We start from the raw sequence: 17,689 nt of genomic DNA, 5'->3' as shown, positions 1-17,689 counted from the left end.
AGTGATACATAATGCCGAAAAATCTTGCTGAATTTTAACCGCTCTTTTTTATTGATTATTTCAAATAACATTAACTTGTCATAGTAAATTCTGCCGGCAAAGGCACATTACAGATAACTTGATCAAATTGATTCAACTCACCTACATACGACTGCCGTATTTTTCCAATTTTGCTATCATCAAAAACTAAAATGCTGCGCTGTGTTTTCGCCATTGCTTTTAGTTTTATCTGTGTTTCATTTAATTTAAAACAGGTTACACCTTGTTTAAGATCAATACCGGCGGCAGAAATAAATGCTTTTGTAGTACAAATCTTATCAATTTCAGTGTTATTTTGAATAGGTGTAAGGATAGAATTTTCTCTTGAATAATCCCCACCACACAAGATTAATCGACAATTTGGTTTATCTTGTAAAACCATAAAAGTGTTAATCGAGCAACAAAGTGCGGTAAATTTTATAGAATTTGGGATTTGAGAAGCAATAAAAGGAATGGTTGAACCGCAATCAAAAAAAATCACATCATTATCTTCTACTAACGCGGAGGCGATCTTTCCCACCTGCATTTTTTCTGCAATATTTCTATTTTGCTGCTCTGTAATTAAATATTGATTTGATGTTTGCAGCTGGGGAGCTCGTACAATATACCCTCCCAGCAAAACAATCGAAGATGTTGTAGAGTTCAAATCTCTCCTAATCGTCATTTCAGAAACATTCAAGATTTCCGCCGCCTCCCGTAGATGCAATTTATCCATTTGTTTCAATAAAAACTCTAGTTTCTGAATTCGGCTACTAATTTTACTATCCACAACATTATCTCCAAGGTTAGTATTGGCTATTACTATCTGTTAATCCTTTAATAATTGCAACCCCCGCACTGGCACCGATACGTGTTGCGCCAGCTTCAATCATGGCTACGGCAGTCTGTGTATCCCGCACACCGCCTGAGGCTTTAACACCAATCTTATCTCCCACGGTTTGACGCATTAATTTAACATCTTCCACCGTCGAGCCGCCCTTACTAAATCCAGTAGATGTTTTCACAAACGCCACATTTAAATCCCGACAAATTTCACAAGCTTTGACGATTTCTGCTTTTGTTAAAAGACAATTTTCTAAAATCACTTTCAACGGTGTACCGTTACAAGCATTAAGAACCTGTTTAATGTCATCTTGCACCGCATCCCATTTTCCTGATTTAATCCATCCGATATTAAGTACCATATCCACTTCCGTCGCACCATTAGCAATCGCATTTTCCGTTTCAAATACTTTAACCGCCGTAGTATTCGCCCCTAACGGGAAGCCTATCACTGTGCAAATATTAACATTTGAATCCCGCAATACTTTTTTTGCGAAAGGAATATGACAAGGATTAATACATACCGAATAAAAGTGATTCTCCATAGCTTCATTACATAAAGTGAGAATATCCTGCTCTGTTTTTTCAGGGGTTAGTGCAGTGTGATCAATATATTTAGCAATTTCATTTGATTTCATTTGAGTTTTCTCCTGCTTGGTTTTTGAACTTTTTTCATTATACACAAAGAAAGATTGAGATTTGTGATCTAAGTCGCTTTTTTCACATTTTGTTTATATTAATATTGAAATGAACGAATTTGTTAAAATATTAACACGATAAACTAAGGAGACGTTATGGAAATTGCAGTTATTGGGTCAAATATGGTGGATTTAATCACCTATATTGATGATATGCCTAAAATGGGCGAAACACTCGAAGCACCTAACTTCCAAATGGGCTGCGGCGGTAAAGGAGCGAATCAGGCTATTGCAGCAGCAAAATTAGGTGCAAATGTCATGATGATGACCAAAGTGGGCGATGATGCATTTGCAGATAATACAATCCGTAATTTTCAACAATATGGTGTTAATACGGAGTATGTAGAAAAAGTCCCCGGTGTATCTAGTGGAGTCGCCCCTATTTTTGTAGATAAATCATCACAAAATCGTATTCTGATTATTAAGGGAGCCAACTCTCATCTGAAACCAAGTGATATTGACAATGCAAAAGAGCGGTTAAAAAATTGCAAATTATTTATTTTGCAATTAGAAATACCATTAGAGACTGTCTATTATGCAATTGATTTTGCTAATAAAAATAATATTCCTGTGATTCTCAATCCGGCACCGGCCAGTAAAGATCTTGATATTAATTATGCATGTAAATGCGATTTCTTTATGCCGAATGAAACCGAGTTAGAAATTTTAACCGGTTTGCCTGTGAAAAATATGGAACAAATTCGCACAGCCGCAAATACCCTACTTTCCAAAGGATTAAAAAATCTTATCATCACTTTAGGTGAAAAAGGCTCTGTTTGGTTACGTGGTTCGGAAGTAACTTATATTGATCCTTATAAAGTTAATGCAGTTGATACCAGCGGAGCCGGTGATGCCTTTATCGGTTGCTTTGCCTATTACTATGTAAAATCACAAAATATTGTTGAATCAATGAAAATGGCTTCATTATTTTCTGCTTATAGCGTTACGGGGCAGGGAACTCAATCATCCTATCCGACAAAAGTACAATTTGATGAGTTCAAAAAACAATATATTTAAGGAGAAATAGCATGAAAAACATTCAACAAATGCCGGACGGCTATTTAAACAAAACACCGATATTTCAATTTATTCTATTATCTTGTCTATTTCCTTTATGGGGAGCTGCGGCAAGTTTAAATGATATTTTGATTACACAATTTAAAAGCGTCTTTACACTTAGTGATTTTGCCAGCGCATTAGTACAAAGTGCGTTCTATGGCGGGTATTTCCTTATAGCAATTCCGGCTTCATTGGTTATCAAAAAAACCAGTTATAAAATTGCAATTTTAGTTGGTTTGACGTTATATATTATCGGTTGTTCAATGTTCTATCCGGCCTCTCATATGGCGACTTATACCATGTTCCTTGCGGCGATTTTCTCTATTGCGATCGGATTAAGTTTTCTTGAAACCTCGGCAAATACTTACAGTTCAATGATTGGTCATAAAGATTATGCGACATTGCGTTTAAATATCAGTCAAACATTCTATCCGATAGGGGCTATTGCCGGTATATTGCTTGGTAAATATTTAATTTTCCAAGAGGGTGCGAGTTTACACGAACAAATCGCCACCATGACGCCGGATCAACTACAGGCTTTCAAATTGGCGACCTTGGAACATACATTACAACCTTACAAATATCTGATTTTTGTATTAATAGCCGTAACGCTTCTGTTCTTAATCACACCGTTCCCGAAATGTAAATCGGTTAATGATTCGACCGAACATAAAGATGTGCATTTTGTTGATACACTGAAATATCTCGCTAAAAATACCGCATTCAAAAAAGGGATTGTAGCTCAATTCTTATATGTAGGTATGCAGGTTGCAGTATGGTCATTTACCATCCGTTTAGCATTAAATTTAAGTGAAATGAATGAACGTGATGCCTCTAATTTCATGGTGTACAGCTTTATCGGTTTTTTTATCGGAAAATTTGTTGCTAATTTCTTAATGACAAAATTTAAATCCGATCTTGTATTATTTGTTTATTCTATCTTAGGTGTATTTACTCTGGCTTATACCGCTTTCATACATGATTTCTCCGCCGTTTATGCCGCTATTTTTGCCAGTGTGCTATTTGGCCCTTGCTGGGCGACAATTTACGCATCAGTATTAGATACCGTCGAACAAGAACACCGTGAAATTGCAGGTGCTGTTGTGGTTATGTCTATTATCGGAGCTGCGGTTGTGCCGGCAATCCACGGTTATGTGTCCGACACAATCGGTTCATTACAGACTGCATTCATTGTACCGCTATTCTGCTTTGCTTATGTAGGATATTATTTCTTTGACAAATACAAAGCACATAAATAAGGAGCTAAAAATGAAAAGCTATATTCATTTAAAAAAAGCATTCTTTACCGAAAAAGAATATATTTTATTTGAAAATTCAGAATTCAAAGCGATTGCGTTTAAATACCCGTCAGGTATTGAAGCAATTAGATTAGAAAACAGTGAAGGTTTTGTTACAGTACTACCGTTTTACGGGCAAATCATTTGGGATGCCGAATTCTGCGGTAAAAACCTAAAAATGAAAAATATGTTTAGCGAACCTAAATGGGGAGCAACTATCGTTGATACCTACGGTTGCTTTGCATTCCATTCGGGCTTAATCCGTAACGGTTGCCCAAGCCCTGAAGATGATCATCCATTACACGGTGAAATGCCTTGTGCAATAATGGACAACGCTTGGTTAGTTATTAGTGAAGACTTATTAGGCATAGGCGGCCGTGTTGAATATGTCAAAGGATTTGGCGATCACTATCTTGCAGAACCGGAATTAACGTTGAAAGCAAAAAGTTCATTATTTGAAATTCAAATGAAAGTAACTAATTTAGCTAATGTAGACATGCCATTGCAATATATGTGCCATATGAATTACTGCTATGAACATGGTGCAACTTTCGCTCAAAATATTCCAACGAAAGCCATTCATTTGCGGGAAACGATTCCGGCACATGTTAAACCGACCCCTGAATGGCTCGCTTTTAATGAACAAATCAAACAAGGTCAATACACGTTAGATTCATTAAGCAATGATCAAATGTATAATCCTGAAATTGTGTTCTTTATGGATAATCTACAGCAATATCAAGAAAATTTAGAATATAGAATGATTTCACCGGACGGACATACTTATCTAACAAAATTTTCCTCAAAAGACTTTAATTATGCAACGCGTTGGATTTTGTATAATGAAGATCAACAAGTCGGTGCTTTCGTTCTACCTGCTACTTGCCGCCCGGAAGGCTATCTCGCAGCTAAAAATACCGGCAGCTTAATTATAATGAAACCGAAAGAAGTAAGAACCTTTAAAGTGGTTACCGGCATCGAATCATAGTTTCTATGACTAAATGTGCGGTCAATTTTAACCGCACTTTCTTATTTAAAAGGTACTTGTTTCATCAATAATTTTCGTTTTACTCTTATAAATTCATTGTTTATTTTTTCCAATAATGAGGCTTTCTTTTGATTATCATAAACACCACCACGACCTTTTTGTAAACTGCTTTCAAAAGGCTTATCAGGATGTAAAACAAAATCTTGCACGCAAATTCCCGGTGAAAGCTGCACGACGTTATAATCTTTTAGTTTCAAAAAGTCCTCAAAAATCAGTGAATCAATAGCAAGTTCAAGAGAGGTATTTTTGACTTGAGCAAGCAAATATTTCGCCCCTTTCCGCGTAACGGTATACCCTGCGGTTCCGGATTGTTTAAAGGTGATAGGATAAAGATTTCGATTGCACTTTGCTGCAATCGGTTTACCAAAAATCATTTTACCATTAGCTTCTAATTTCAACACATCAACATCGTGAGGCAGATAATCCACTTCCAGTAAAGCTTTTGTATTTTCACCTAAATGAATGTCATCCTCAAAGATATTAATATAGTCCAAGTCATTTTCTAATGCGAAATCCCATAAAGCGATATGGCTTAATGCACAGCCGATTTCACCGTCCCATAGTTTTGCTTTGGAAGAGCGATCAAGGGTAATGTTAAATTTTTTAGCGACTTCCTCAATGCGATCCGGTGTGATCGCATCAAAAAACATAAAAGGAATGTTTTGCTTACCAAATTCTTGTTCGATATGTTTTCGACGTTTTGTCTCTGTGGTTAGGCTAATGACATAATTATGTAGTTTTGTATTGTGCATAAAAATTACCCTAAATATAAAAACACATTGCTATACTATCGAAAAGTGCGGTTAAAAATTATGCCGAATTTTCATTATTATGTAGCAGTTGCACAAAGAGAATTTTTATTTCCAATATTTATATTTATCGGGGGTAGGGTGCGTTAAGCTTTGCGTAACGCACCATTTCATCAACCCTCTATTTCTATTGGTGCGTTACGGCTTCGCCTAACCGCGCCCTACGATGATTTGTGCAACTGATACATAATACCGTGAATTTTAACCGCACTTCTGTCTGAAATTAAATATTATGCGTCAAACGATATTCCACCAGATCTTCAATCGTCAAGACCACATAACCAAATTTTTGGGCAAATGCGATAATTTCAGGCGCCCGTGCCATAGAACCATCATCATTAGTGATTTCACAAATTACCCCGGCAGGTTTAAAACCGGCGAGTCGGGCAAGATCTACCGAAGCTTCGGTGTGACCACGGCGTGCCAATACGCCACCATTTGTAGCACGAAGTGGAAACACGTGCCCCGGTCGGTGTAAATCTTCCGGTTTTGCATTGTCTGCAATTGCCGCTTGAATCGTAGTTACACGATCTGCGGCTGATACGCCGGTAGAAACGCCTTTGGCGGCTTCAATCGTCACAGTAAACGCCGTTTTATTAACACTGCTGTTATTCTCTACCATCGGCGGTAAATCAAGTTGTTGGCATAATTCATCGGTGATACATAAACACACGATACCGCTGCCGTAACGAATTAATTTTGCCATTTGTTCTGATGTAATGGTTTCGGCAGGAAAGATTAAATCGCCTTCATTTTCGCGATCTTCATCATCCAATACCAATACGCCGTTGCCATTTTTGAAGGCGTTGATTGCGTTAAGTACACGTGCTTCAGCGGTTGCACCGAATGGAGATAAAATTGACTGATTCATCGTAATTTCCTTTATTTCTTAGATTAAAATTAACTAGAATCAGGGCTGAGAAATGCAAATATAGCGAATTAAATTTAAAAATGTCTACGGCATTGCTACGCCTCGCCGTACTATCTTCGGCTTGCTGGTTTGTATCCATTTTAATTTAACTCACTATAAAAAAGAACGGGTTGGAAAATCCAATCCGTTTTATTCTCTTTCATCCAGACTTTACTGTCGGCTTTGGAATTTCACCAAATCTGCTAACCCCAAAGTGCGGTCAAAATTTACCGTATTTTGAGTGCTCGTGGGCTATAACCACCGGTAGGGAATTTCACCCTGCCCTGAGAATGCGGCGGTAGTATAGCGTAAAATAAAAACGTACAAAATCAGAACGTGAAAAATATTTTCATTTCGCCTACAATAGCGGCACTCAACCCTTGTGTAATAAAAAAGGTGAATTATGTCGGCGGCTAAAGCGAAAAAAGTCGGTGTTATTTTTGGAAAATTTTATCCTGTCCATACCGGTCATATTAATATGATTTATGAAGCGTTCAGTAAAGCGGACGAGTTGCATGTGATTGTGTGTAGCGATACCGAAAGGGATTTGGAGCTATTTTACGATAGTAAAATGAAGCGAATGCCGACAGTGCAAGATCGACTGCGTTGGATGCAGCAGATCTTTAAATATCAAAAAAATCAGATTTTCATTCATCATTTAATCGAAGACGGTATTCCAAGCTACCCGAACGGCTGGCAATCTTGGAGCGATGCGGTAAAAGTTTTATTTAAGGAAAAAGGATTTGAGCCCTCTATCGTGTTTAGTAGCGAACCTCAAGATAAAGCTCCTTATGAAAAATATTTAGGCTTGGAAGTTTCTTTAGTCGATCCTGACCGCACTTTCTTCAATATATCCGCAACAAAAATCCGCACGACACCTTTCCAATATTGGAAATTTATTCCGAAAGAAGTACGACCGTTCTTTGCAAAAACCGTCGCCATTTTAGGCGGTGAAAGCAGTGGGAAAACCGTATTGGTTAATAAACTCGCCGCCGTTTTTAATACGACTTCCGCCTGGGAATACGGACGTGAATTTGTATTTGAAAAATTAGGCGGAGATGAGCAAGCCATGCAATATTCCGACTACCCACAAATGGCACTTGGACATCAACGTTATATTGACTATGCGGTTCGCCATGCACACAAAATTGCTTTTATTGATACGGATTTCATTACCACTCAGGCATTTTGCATTCAATATGAAGGCAAAGCCCACCCTTTCTTAGATTCGATGATTAAAGAATATCCATTTGATGTAACGATTTTGCTGAAAAATAACACGGAATGGGTGGATGACGGTTTGCGCAGTTTAGGTTCAAAAAAACAGCGTCAACAGTTTCAGCAGCTTCTTAAAAAATTGTTAGATAAATATAAAGTTCCCTATATTGAAATTAACTCGCCAAGCTACTTAGAACGTTATAACCAAGTTAAAGACGTGATTGAAAAAGTGTTAAACGAGGAAGAATTGGATGATTTACAAAATGGTCCAACGATATTAAAGAGTAAATAATATGATTCTATTCGCAGGCGATCCTCACGGAAGTTACACACATCTTTACCCTTTTATTAAAGAAAATGATAATGTTGCCCTGATTATTTTGGGCGATTTGCAACTTTCTTCGTCTGATGAATTAGAAAAGCTGGCGCAATATTGTGATATTTGGTTCATTCACGGCAATCATGACAGTAATACCGTTGCCGCTTTTGATGCAATTTGGGGGAGCAAATGGAAAACACGAAATTTACATAACCGTGTGGAGAATATTCAAGGTGTGCGCATTGCGGGTTTGGGCGGAGTATTCCGTGGACAAATTTGGATGCCACCAAATCGCCCGATGTTTTTTGATCCCATTCATTATTGCCAATACAGTTCACAAGAAAAAATTTGGCGTGGCGGCGTACCATTACGCCATCGCTCCTCGATTTTCCCTTCCGATATTGAAGCGCTTGAGAATAAACAAGCCGATATTTTAATTTGTCACGAAGCACCAAAGCCCCATCCTATGGGGTTTCAGGTGATCAATGATTTAGCCGAAAAAATGGGAATAAAACACATTTTCCATGGGCATCATCACGATAATGTAATTTACAATACGCAATATTCTTACAAAATTACAAATGTCGGATTTCGCAGCTTAGCGGATATTAACGGGCAATATCTGCTAAAAACGATTGACGATCGAGAAAATAAATAACAAGTAGGGTAACTAAATCGCTTTAAAAACTTAGAAATTGGAAAAAAATAAGAATGGCGCACCCGAAAGGATTCGAACCTTTGACCGCTCGGTTCGTAGCCGAGTACTCTATCCAGCTGAGCTACGGGTGCGTAGTCGTCTTTTAATTATTCATAACCATTCTAATAAGATAGAGCCGTTTTAAAATGGCGCACCCGAGAGGATTCGAACCTCTGACCGCTCGGTTCGTAGCCGAGTACTCTATCCAGCTGAGCTACGGGTGCAGAATAAATAAAAATACAAATGGCGGTGAGAGAGGGATTCGAACCCTCGATGGAGTTTTTGACCCCATACTCCCTTAGCAGGGGAGCGCCTTCAGCCTACTCGGCCATCTCACCACAATCGGTTTGTGGGCGGTATAATACGTTTTTTTAAAAAGATGTCAAACCCTTTTTTGAAAAAGATAGCTCAGTTGAATATTTTATCTTCATATCGTGTAAATAAAGTGCGGTTATTTAAAACATTGTTTTTTATCGCCGCACTTTTATCTTCAACTTCCTTCATAATTGATTCTTTGTTGAGCACTTGTAAATAGCATTTTGTAAATTTGTGATCTATCTCTCATTTCTGAAAATTCACTTCAAATTTATATTGAATATTGTTTTTTTACTCCGTAAGATGGCACTATCTTCTTAACGCTTTGGTACTGAGCTTCTCAATATTGGTACTCATTGCGATATTCTCGGAAATTATCACATTCACACAAAACTTATTAATGTTGGAATAAAAGAAAGGAGATTTCGTGCAATTCACCGTATTGTTTTCTCCTTCTATTTAAAAGAGCCCTTCAATGTTGTTTTAAAGATAGGCAAATTATCAATCTCTCAATGAGGTGCTATATGAAAAAATCAACTTTATCTGCGGCAATATTAGCCACAATTTCACTTACTGCATTTTCAACTGTCCATGCTACACAATATCCTGATTTACCGATTGGGATTAAAAGTGGTGCAGGCGCATTAATCAATGACACGGTTTATGTGGGGTTAGGTACAGGAGGTAACAAATTCTTCTCCTTGAATTTGAAAGAAAAAGATGCGCAATGGCAAGAAATTGCGGCATTTCCGGGAGGGGATCGTAACCAACCTGTAGCAGCAGCAATTGACGGAAAATTATATGTATTCGGCGGCTTACAAAAAAATGAAAAAGGCGAATTACAATTAGTGAATGACGCTTATCGCTACAACCCGGCGGAAAATACCTGGGATAAGCTCCCGACACGTTCACCTCGGGGAATTGTTGGTGCAAGTGCGGTCGGTTCTCAAGATAAAATTTATTTAATCGGCGGTGTGAATGAAGCTATTTTTAATGGTTACTTCCAAGATTACACTGCCGCAGGTGATGATAAAGCAAAACAAAAAGCGGTGATGGATCCGTATTTTGATCAACGTCCGCAAGACTATTTCTTTACTCCTGAGTTATTCAGCTATCAACCGGCAACAAATAAATGGTACAACGAGGGAGTATTCCCATTCCCACCACGTGCCGGCGCGGCATTTGCCATTAAAGGCAATGATCTTCTCGTTGTAAATGGAGAAATCAAACCGGGATTACGTACTTCATCAACAGAGCAAGGTACCATCACGGCAAAAGGTGTGAAATGGAAAGCATTAGGTGATCTGCCTGCACCAAAAGGTCAGATACAAGATGGCTTAGCCGGTGCTATGGGTGGATATACCAACGGTTATTATATCGTAACCGGTGGGGCAAATTTCCCGGGTTCAACCAAACAATTCAAAGAAGGCAAATTATTTGCTCATCAAGGACTGAAAAAAGCATGGCATAAGGAAGTTTATGCACTCAACAATAACAAATGGAAAATTGTTGGTGAATTACCGGCAGGTATTGGTTATGGAGTGAGTATTGCGTATAACAACAAGGTATTGCTAATTGGCGGTGAAACTGACGGTGGCAAAGCCTTAACATCAGTGCAAACTTTAAGTTATGACGGCAAAACATTAACAATCGAATAATGGCTTGTCTTTATTGCACAGTTAATTTTAATCAACCATGAGGAAATCATTATGAAAAAAACAATTATTGCTTTAGCTGTTGCTGCAATGGCTGCAAGTTCTGCCGCAAATGCCGTTGTCGTTTATGAAAATAAAGATTTTGGCACTAAAATTGACATTGATGGACGTGCCAGCTTAGAGCTTCGCGGTGAAAAAAGTAAACGTACGGATCTGTACGATGAAGGTTCTCGTTTTCGTGTTCGCGCATTCCAAGAGATTGGTCAAGGTTTTTCAGCATTAGCCGCCGTTGAAATGCGTTTTTCAAGTGGTGGCAAATTTGCTAATGATTTACATGCTAAACGCGTATTTGGAGGATTTACTCACCCTGAAATCGGTACACTCACCTTTGGTCGTCAATTAACTTTAGGAGACCATATTCCAAAAGCAAACTATACTTACGAGTGGGGCGGTAACGTATTTTTAGATCAACATAAAAAAGCGGTACACTTTATGTCTGCTAAATTTGCCGGTGTTCGTTTTGCTGCGGATTATTATTTCGGTGTTCGGGATAAAGAAGTTAAAGATGCAAGTGGAAAAACGGTTCGGGGTTCAAGCGGCAATTCCGTTTGGGATGAAGGCCAAGGTTATGGTGTCGGTTTATTCTATGATGGTAAATGGGATGATCTCGCCGTACGTTTCGGTTCAGGCTATACCAACGTAAAACAATCTGATACCGGTTTCAAAGCTGACGAATATGATTTAGTTCGTGCCGGTGTGGGTTTTGACGTAACTTATAAATTGGTTAGCGTCGGTTTAGACTGGGCTTACGGTAAAGCGGATAAAGGTCACGATTCAAAAAATATTGGCTTCCAAAAAATTGCTAATGCGGGTGGCCCTTTCAACAAAAACAACCGTTTCCAAGTAGGCTTAAAAGTCCAAGTTACTCCAAAAAATGCAGTTTATTCCGAATACTATTTTGCGCAAGCACAAAAAGCAAATATTGCTGAGAAATATAAAATGCGTGGTTGGATGATTGGTGCAGACCACAAATTTAATAAATTTGTTTCTGTTTATCTTGAAGGCGGTTCAGGACAAGTGAAACATTCTGCCCTAGCTGATGGTAAATTTAAAAATCATCGTTTAGTGCTAGGTACACGTATTCGATTCTAATAGAAATTATTGTTGCTAGTCTTTAAAATTCGGCTAATCATTCTCTATCGTGATTAGCCGCTTTTTTATATATTGAGGTATAGTAAAAATTTCACGAAAAAATAGTTTCAACTTTTGCCAAGTTAACCGAGGTGTAGGGTGTGTTAGCCGTAAGGCGTAACGCACCTTTTTATCAATAAATTTCATTACGGTGCATTACGGCTTCGCCTAACGCCCCCTACCCCAAGAAATATTGGAGATAAAATTCTCTTTGCGCAACTGCTACATAATACCGAACTGTTTTATCTACTACACATAAAATTAAACCACCCTCGTTGGGGTGGTTTTGTTTTAGTTGGTGCATAGAAAGTTAAAATTGATATTCTAACTTCCCTAACACATTGGTTTGCTTCAATTTAGCTTGAGATAAGGCTTGTCGATGACTTACTTGTAAGCCAAAAGTTAGATTTTGTGTAATATTAACCGTTGCAGCTACTTTATAAACCATAGCATTGCCCAATTTACCTATCGCAAAATCTTCGCTCTGATTAGCTGTTGGGCTGATCACAACTTTTGGATTATTGCTACGATTATACTCATAGAATACGCCGGCTTTTAAGGTTAATTTTTCTCCTTTCCAATTTAAATAGGTTCCGAGTTGTTGGGTAAATACACGATAGTTTTTGTTATCAATTTTCCAACCATTTCCACTATCTTTGATATTGTTATGTAGATATTGATAACTTAAAACTGTCGTTGGCGTGAGGCTAAATTTCCCAACAGGAATATCATATCCCAGTTGTCCAAAGAACTGGAGTTGATGAGCTTTCACAGAACTAATGTCTTGTTGTTTAGCTGTGGAAATATCACCTTTGTGGTGATGATAGCCTAGCCCAATCTTAAATAACCAGTTATCCCAACGGTTATTTAATGCAGCTAATGCAGAAACCGTTTTATATTTTGCTTGACTATATCCATCTGCTGCTTGCGGTTCAACTTTTTGTTGGCTAAAGGCAAGTGCCGAGTGTAGTTCACTATGATCATTCAGAGATACATAACCACCTAATAATGTTGTATTTTGTGAGGATTTATAATGATAGCCATAATTCGTAAAACCTAAATCATTATGATAGCGATGTTTGGTATGAGATTGGATCACATAAATCCCGTGTTTATGTTTTAGCTCAATATTATCTTGGAAAATCCCTTGAATTTGATTACCTTGATGATAAAGGGCGGTGTTTGACACAATATAAGAAGGGACTTGAGCCAACACTGCCGAACGGCTTGGTTTTAGCTCAGCATCCGCTACTGGTGGTGCAGGTTCAGCAGGTTGAACCGGTTTTTCTACCACCGGTGGGGTTGGTTTAACAGGCTGAACCGGTTTTTCTTCTACAGATGGCGTTGGTTTAACAGGCTGAACCGGGTTTTCTACCACAGGTGGGATTGGTTTAACAGGCTGAACCGGGTTTTCTACCACAGGTGGGGTTGGTTCAACAGGTTTAGGTTTTCTAATTACAGGTTCTAACGGTTGACCGGTTTCATCAATCATTACATTTTGTAAGCGGAAATCGGTAAAATCAGAATTTGCCGTATCACTTACTTGGTTATCCGCTGCCGCTGACACGCCTGCTTCAACACTGACGAGAGTGAGAGGATGTAAACCTGCACTCCGATCTAAGCTGAGAATCTGACGTAACGCTACTTTCTGTAATGCGTTAGGATCTTTCACTTGAATAAGCGAAATCCCCTCGTCGGCATCATAACGCCCGTTATTATTCTTATCGGAATTACCTAAATGGTTATTTAATAATTGAATATCCACAGGCATTGGTTGTTCACTTTCTAGTTTGCCCTTGAGCAATACTTGGTCGTGCCGCCAGTTTTTAATCTGTTCGCTATCATTATTAACCGTCAGCATAAAGCTGCCCCCTTCGTTATTTAGATGGTTAAGGGTTAATCGGTTACCATTAAATTCTTGTGGGTTTGCGACAAACATTGTCGGTTGAATACGACTTCCTTCGGACAAAGTCAATGTTCCTCCGATTGAACCTTGCCCAGCTAACACAGAATTACCCGAAAAATTGACCGCACTTTGCTTAATGTTGCCATTTAATTCAAAAATACCGCCGGTAATTTGCGTGTTTCCTGTGTGGTTTAATTCACCGCTGACTTTGGCATAGCCATTGCCCGTTTTAATCAATTGCCCATCGCCTTCGGTATTTGTATTGAGTTGGACAATTTGCTCAGATTCAATAGCCACAGTCGCATTATTCGCTAAGGAAATTTTCTGTGCATTTAATACCGCATTATTTTGTAAGGTAACTTGGCTACCGGTGGCTAAGTTGATCTGTTTCGCTTGATGTTGGTGATCCGCATAAACCAAGTTACCTTTTTTCACTTCAATTTGATTAAGTCGGCTAGTTCCGTCCAATATTAATGCACTTTGGGTTTCTGTTGGCTGGTAATTCAAATTGAGATCGCCTTGATTATCGCCTACTTTACCGACAATCCGATGTTCGCCATCGAGTTGATAATTGAATGTTGCCGCTGTAGTGGCGTGATTGACGATATTTCCCGTAATCGTCGGCGAGCGTAATCCTTGGTTTTCAGTGTTTGCTTGTGGGGCAAGAGTGAAATCACGACCGAATAAATCAAGAGTTCCTTTTTCAAGATTGACTTTGCTAAGATTAAGTTGTTCGTTATCTGCTAGTCGTAAAGTGCCTTTTTCTTTCACTAAAACAGAAGCATAAGCCTGTTTTTCACCCGCACTATTGGCTTGTTGATTGAGCGTGGAAATCCCTTCTCGTACTTCCAAATGAGCAGGATTAATGCCCTCTCCCACTTTTACCATTTCGCCATCGCCAATTTTATAATAGGTTTCTTCCTCAATGCTGTTGAGTGAAACATTTGGGTTTGAGGTATTGCGGCTGTCTCGGTAAATCATGTTGCTTTTCCAAAACAGTTCTTGGAGATTAAATCGCACAAATTTTGCATTTTCGCCTTGAACCTGCTCATATAACAAGCCAATATCACCGTTTGGTAATTCAGTCAGGCTATTATAAGCATAAGTGCCTTCATCAATAGTGGTATGATATTTCCATTCAATCGAACCGTCCGGCTGAACTTCCCCCAACCAAGCTTTACCATTGCGGCGTGTATTGGCGTGCGGATTGGCAAACACCAAATATTCTTTACCATCAATCAGTTTAGAGTAGTGAATAACGGACATTTGAGAATAAGGATCAAGTAATGCGGCTTCTCTTAAATAAGCACTTTTATCCCACGTCATTCCACCATCGTGGCTGGTAGAAATCACTACCGCTCCGGTGCGGTTGCGAGAGAACATTTTGATATCGCCATTGTTCATTTCAACGACTTGGGATTCAGTAAGTTCATATTGTTGATTATTGATATAACGAGAACCGCCTATCTCATCGTGGTAAGCATCATTAGGCGATTCCCCCCGTTTCCACGTTTTACCGCCGTCCGAACTCACAATAACAGCGGCAGATTGTTTATTATCACGATTGGTATAATAAACAGGGATCATAAGGTTGCCATTTTTTAACTGAATCCCTGTCCCCGGTCCTGTTCCAAGAAAACGCATCCAATCCGCTTTAACTTGCGTTGTTATATCTACAGGGCTTGCCCAAGTTTTACCGTTATCATCACTATAAGTCATCCATAAATAACTCGTGTAATGAGCATTGAACGACCCACTATCATGACCGGCTCGTTTTGAACGCAAGAAAATATTACCTATACGCTCATTGTCGCTAATTCTTATAATATCCCCGAGATCTTTAAATGAACGGTTTGGATCACCTTCTACGACAATGCGATAATCCTGTGCTTCACCGGCAGAGTTGTAAACAATTCCGCCTTCACGAACGGTGTATCTTTGACCATTACCATCTGTTATCAATCGATACCATTTATCATTAACCTTAATATGTCCATTTCCCTCCGCTTCATAGCTTGTTTTGGAATCATTAAACATACCAAATAATGCTTGAGATTCAGGGAACATATCAAACATCATAAAAATTCGACCGCTCTTTTTGTCCTGCGTCATTACTCCGTCAATCACCAATGCGGATTCTGCCGGTCCCAAATTTTGATAGGGCTGCGTGGCTAAATCGACAACGACTTGATCTTCTTGCCAAGTTAACCCGCCGTCCAAACTACGACGGACAGCTAAATCAATATTCCCCCAGTCAGAGGCGTGTTGATTCCGCTTATCAATGGCTGCAATTACAACACCATCTTTAGTGGTAAATAAACCGGGAATGCGATAACTTCTTGCTCCGCCTTGTCCCGGTTTAAATAATTCCTCTTTTTCACTCATAAACGCTCCCATATTGGTTCGTTTTTCATGTAAAAAAGCAAGTTTTTCTGCATTTTTTTGGATATCAACTCTTTGTCGCTCAACAATATCCGAATGTAAGCGTGCTATTGCTTCATCAGACAACACATCATCGATGGCACCCGCGTGATAAATTGAGCCTGAGAAATTATTGGCGGGGTAGCTTGCACGTGTCAATGAACCTAATGTTGCAGTCGTTAAACCTGAAATATCTTCAAAAAATTTGGATTGATTAGTGCTTTTTTGTAACTGCCCATCAACATAAATTTTAATGGTTTGATTGGCTTTATCAAAAGCATAGGTAACCGTTCTAAATTCATTGGTAATCGGCAATTCCGGCGTAACTAATTCACTATTTGGAATTAAACGAGTATTAGTATCTGTTCGTAATTCCACCCCATATTGCACTTTATTACCTCTGGTATTTACGTAAAAAGAGGCATAACGCACATTAGACGCCGGATCACTGACCCCTAATAAATTATTAAAACCGCCATTAGGTTTTACACGAAATGTCACCGTACCGGATCCTAAGCTAAACACCCCTTTGTCTCTAAATTGCTGAGTTACATCAATAGGCCTATCAAAATTTTCCAAACTGGAAAAATCTAAAATAGCGTTGGAATAAACTGCCTCCACAGGATTTGTGGTAAAAATTGCAGAAGAAATTAGAAGAGATAATGCGGTTTTTTTGAAGAATGTTGTCTTTTTCATAGAGTTGCTCCTAGGCGTGTAAAATGGTTAAAAGTAAACCAAAATTATTACCGATTGAATGTAGCAATACTCCAAAATAAAAACAATAATGAAGTTTTAATTTTGTGATAGATCTCTCAAAATTATTTTGAATATTTACAAGCCAAACAAAATTGGCACAGTAGACAAAATCTTCTGGTGATACCTGCTCACCTTTGCCTAGCTTACCGAGTAGCTAACATTATTTAAAAATTAACAAGAAAACCCAAATCAGAGGCTGAAAGAGAATTAAAATATCAATAAACCCGTAGAAATAACGTTTATAGAAATTTATCTTATTTTAGTATGTAGAAAATAAATACATTTTTAGAAGAGCATGTGAATAAACCAAGTAAAAAGGCTATTTTCTTCAAGCATCGTAAATTAAGAGATGATCATTGAAATTTAAGGAATAATAAAATCAGTGAAGATAATAATCTTGTTATTTAAATTTGTATAAGTTCTCCAAAATTCTGCTAAATTTAACCGCACTTTTAACTCTTAACCCTTTTGCTTGTTGACTTTTTGTTAAATAATTGTTAGATAACTAATGGCGATATTTTATACCGT

The 17,689-nt window shown here is 38.4% G+C and carries 11 protein-coding genes, 3 tRNA genes, 1 pseudogene and 1 riboswitch; of the genes and pseudogenes, 7 read left to right on the top strand and 8 right to left on the bottom strand.

The window, feature by feature from the left end:
* Window positions 1–70 precede the first annotated feature (70 nt).
* Both deoR and deoC read right to left on the bottom strand, forming a co-directional pair.
* Window positions 71–808 (bottom strand): DNA-binding transcriptional repressor DeoR, encoded by a 738-nt coding sequence (gene deoR, locus HEMROJRC1_RS06955; RefSeq protein WP_226692245.1) that lies wholly within the window; start codon window positions 806–808, stop codon window positions 71–73.
* A gap of 16 nt (window positions 809–824) precedes the next feature.
* Window positions 825–1,499, bottom strand: coding sequence for a deoxyribose-phosphate aldolase (gene deoC, locus HEMROJRC1_RS06950; protein WP_226692244.1), 675 nt, complete (start codon window positions 1,497–1,499; stop codon window positions 825–827).
* A gap of 156 nt (window positions 1,500–1,655) precedes the next feature.
* Here deoC and rbsK point away from each other — a divergent pair, with 156 nt between their 5' ends.
* Genes rbsK through HEMROJRC1_RS06935 form a run of 3 tightly spaced genes read left to right on the top strand, consistent with a single transcriptional unit; the run spans window position 1,656 to window position 4,904 of the window.
* Complete coding sequence (gene rbsK / locus HEMROJRC1_RS06945; protein WP_226692243.1) at window positions 1,656–2,576, top strand: ribokinase; 921 nt, start codon at window positions 1,656–1,658, stop codon at window positions 2,574–2,576.
* Window positions 2,577–2,587: 11 nt separating this feature from the next.
* A complete protein-coding gene (fucP, locus tag HEMROJRC1_RS06940) occupies window positions 2,588–3,877 on the top strand; it encodes an L-fucose:H+ symporter permease (protein ID WP_226692242.1) in 1,290 nt (429 codons plus the stop codon).
* Between the two features lie 10 nt (window positions 3,878–3,887).
* On the top strand, window positions 3,888–4,904 hold the full coding sequence (locus tag HEMROJRC1_RS06935; RefSeq protein WP_226692241.1) for an aldose 1-epimerase family protein: 1,017 nt from the start codon (window positions 3,888–3,890) through the stop codon (window positions 4,902–4,904).
* Between the two features lie 41 nt (window positions 4,905–4,945).
* Here HEMROJRC1_RS06935 and HEMROJRC1_RS06930 read toward each other — a convergent pair whose 3' ends face one another.
* Entirely contained in the window at window positions 4,946–5,716 is a 771-nt protein-coding gene (locus HEMROJRC1_RS06930; RefSeq protein WP_226692240.1) for a glycosyltransferase family 25 protein, read from the bottom strand.
* A 280-nt stretch (window positions 5,717–5,996) separates the two neighbouring features.
* Window positions 5,997–6,644 (bottom strand): 3,4-dihydroxy-2-butanone-4-phosphate synthase, encoded by a 648-nt coding sequence (gene ribB, locus HEMROJRC1_RS06925; RefSeq protein WP_226692239.1) that lies wholly within the window; start codon window positions 6,642–6,644, stop codon window positions 5,997–5,999.
* A 187-nt stretch (window positions 6,645–6,831) separates the two neighbouring features.
* A riboswitch (FMN riboswitch) is annotated at window positions 6,832–6,979 on the bottom strand.
* Here ribB and nadR point away from each other — a divergent pair.
* Both nadR and HEMROJRC1_RS06915 read left to right on the top strand, forming a co-directional pair.
* Window positions 6,974–8,193 (top strand): annotated as a pseudogene (gene nadR / locus HEMROJRC1_RS06920) (multifunctional transcriptional regulator/nicotinamide-nucleotide adenylyltransferase/ribosylnicotinamide kinase NadR). (Overlaps the previous riboswitch by 6 nt.)
* 1 nt (window position 8,194) lies before the next feature.
* A complete protein-coding gene (locus HEMROJRC1_RS06915; protein WP_226692237.1) occupies window positions 8,195–8,878 on the top strand; it encodes a metallophosphoesterase in 684 nt (227 codons plus the stop codon).
* Window positions 8,879–8,932: 54 nt separating this feature from the next.
* Here the strand turns inward: HEMROJRC1_RS06915 and HEMROJRC1_RS06910 are convergent.
* From HEMROJRC1_RS06910 to HEMROJRC1_RS06900, 3 genes are all read right to left on the bottom strand, one after another.
* Window positions 8,933–9,009, bottom strand: a tRNA-Arg gene (locus HEMROJRC1_RS06910).
* 55 nt (window positions 9,010–9,064) lie between these two features.
* A tRNA-Arg gene (locus HEMROJRC1_RS06905) sits at window positions 9,065–9,141 on the bottom strand.
* Between the two features lie 20 nt (window positions 9,142–9,161).
* Window positions 9,162–9,255, bottom strand: a tRNA-Ser gene (locus HEMROJRC1_RS06900).
* Window positions 9,256–9,756: 501 nt separating this feature from the next.
* Here HEMROJRC1_RS06900 and HEMROJRC1_RS06895 point away from each other — a divergent pair.
* Together HEMROJRC1_RS06895 and HEMROJRC1_RS06890 are read left to right on the top strand one after the other, a co-directional pair.
* Window positions 9,757–10,890: an N-acetylneuraminate epimerase gene (locus HEMROJRC1_RS06895; RefSeq protein WP_374707291.1), complete on the top strand. Its 1,134-nt coding sequence runs from the start codon at window positions 9,757–9,759 to the stop codon at window positions 10,888–10,890.
* A gap of 51 nt (window positions 10,891–10,941) precedes the next feature.
* Window positions 10,942–12,039, top strand: a complete 1,098-nt coding sequence (locus HEMROJRC1_RS06890) for a porin (protein WP_226692235.1) — start codon at window positions 10,942–10,944, stop codon at window positions 12,037–12,039.
* A 349-nt stretch (window positions 12,040–12,388) separates the two neighbouring features.
* Here HEMROJRC1_RS06890 and HEMROJRC1_RS06885 read toward each other — a convergent pair whose 3' ends face one another.
* On the bottom strand, window positions 12,389–17,101 hold the full coding sequence (locus HEMROJRC1_RS06885; protein ID WP_226692234.1) for an exo-alpha-sialidase: 4,713 nt from the start codon (window positions 17,099–17,101) through the stop codon (window positions 12,389–12,391).
* Window positions 17,102–17,689 lie beyond the last annotated feature (588 nt).

Origin of the sequence: Rodentibacter sp. JRC1, assembly GCF_020521555.1 — a bacterium.
GTDB lineage: Bacteria > Pseudomonadota > Gammaproteobacteria > Enterobacterales > Pasteurellaceae > Rodentibacter > Rodentibacter abscessus.
The sequence above is the reverse complement of the archived record's forward strand: the minus strand, read 5'-3'. Positions and strand labels throughout refer to the sequence as shown.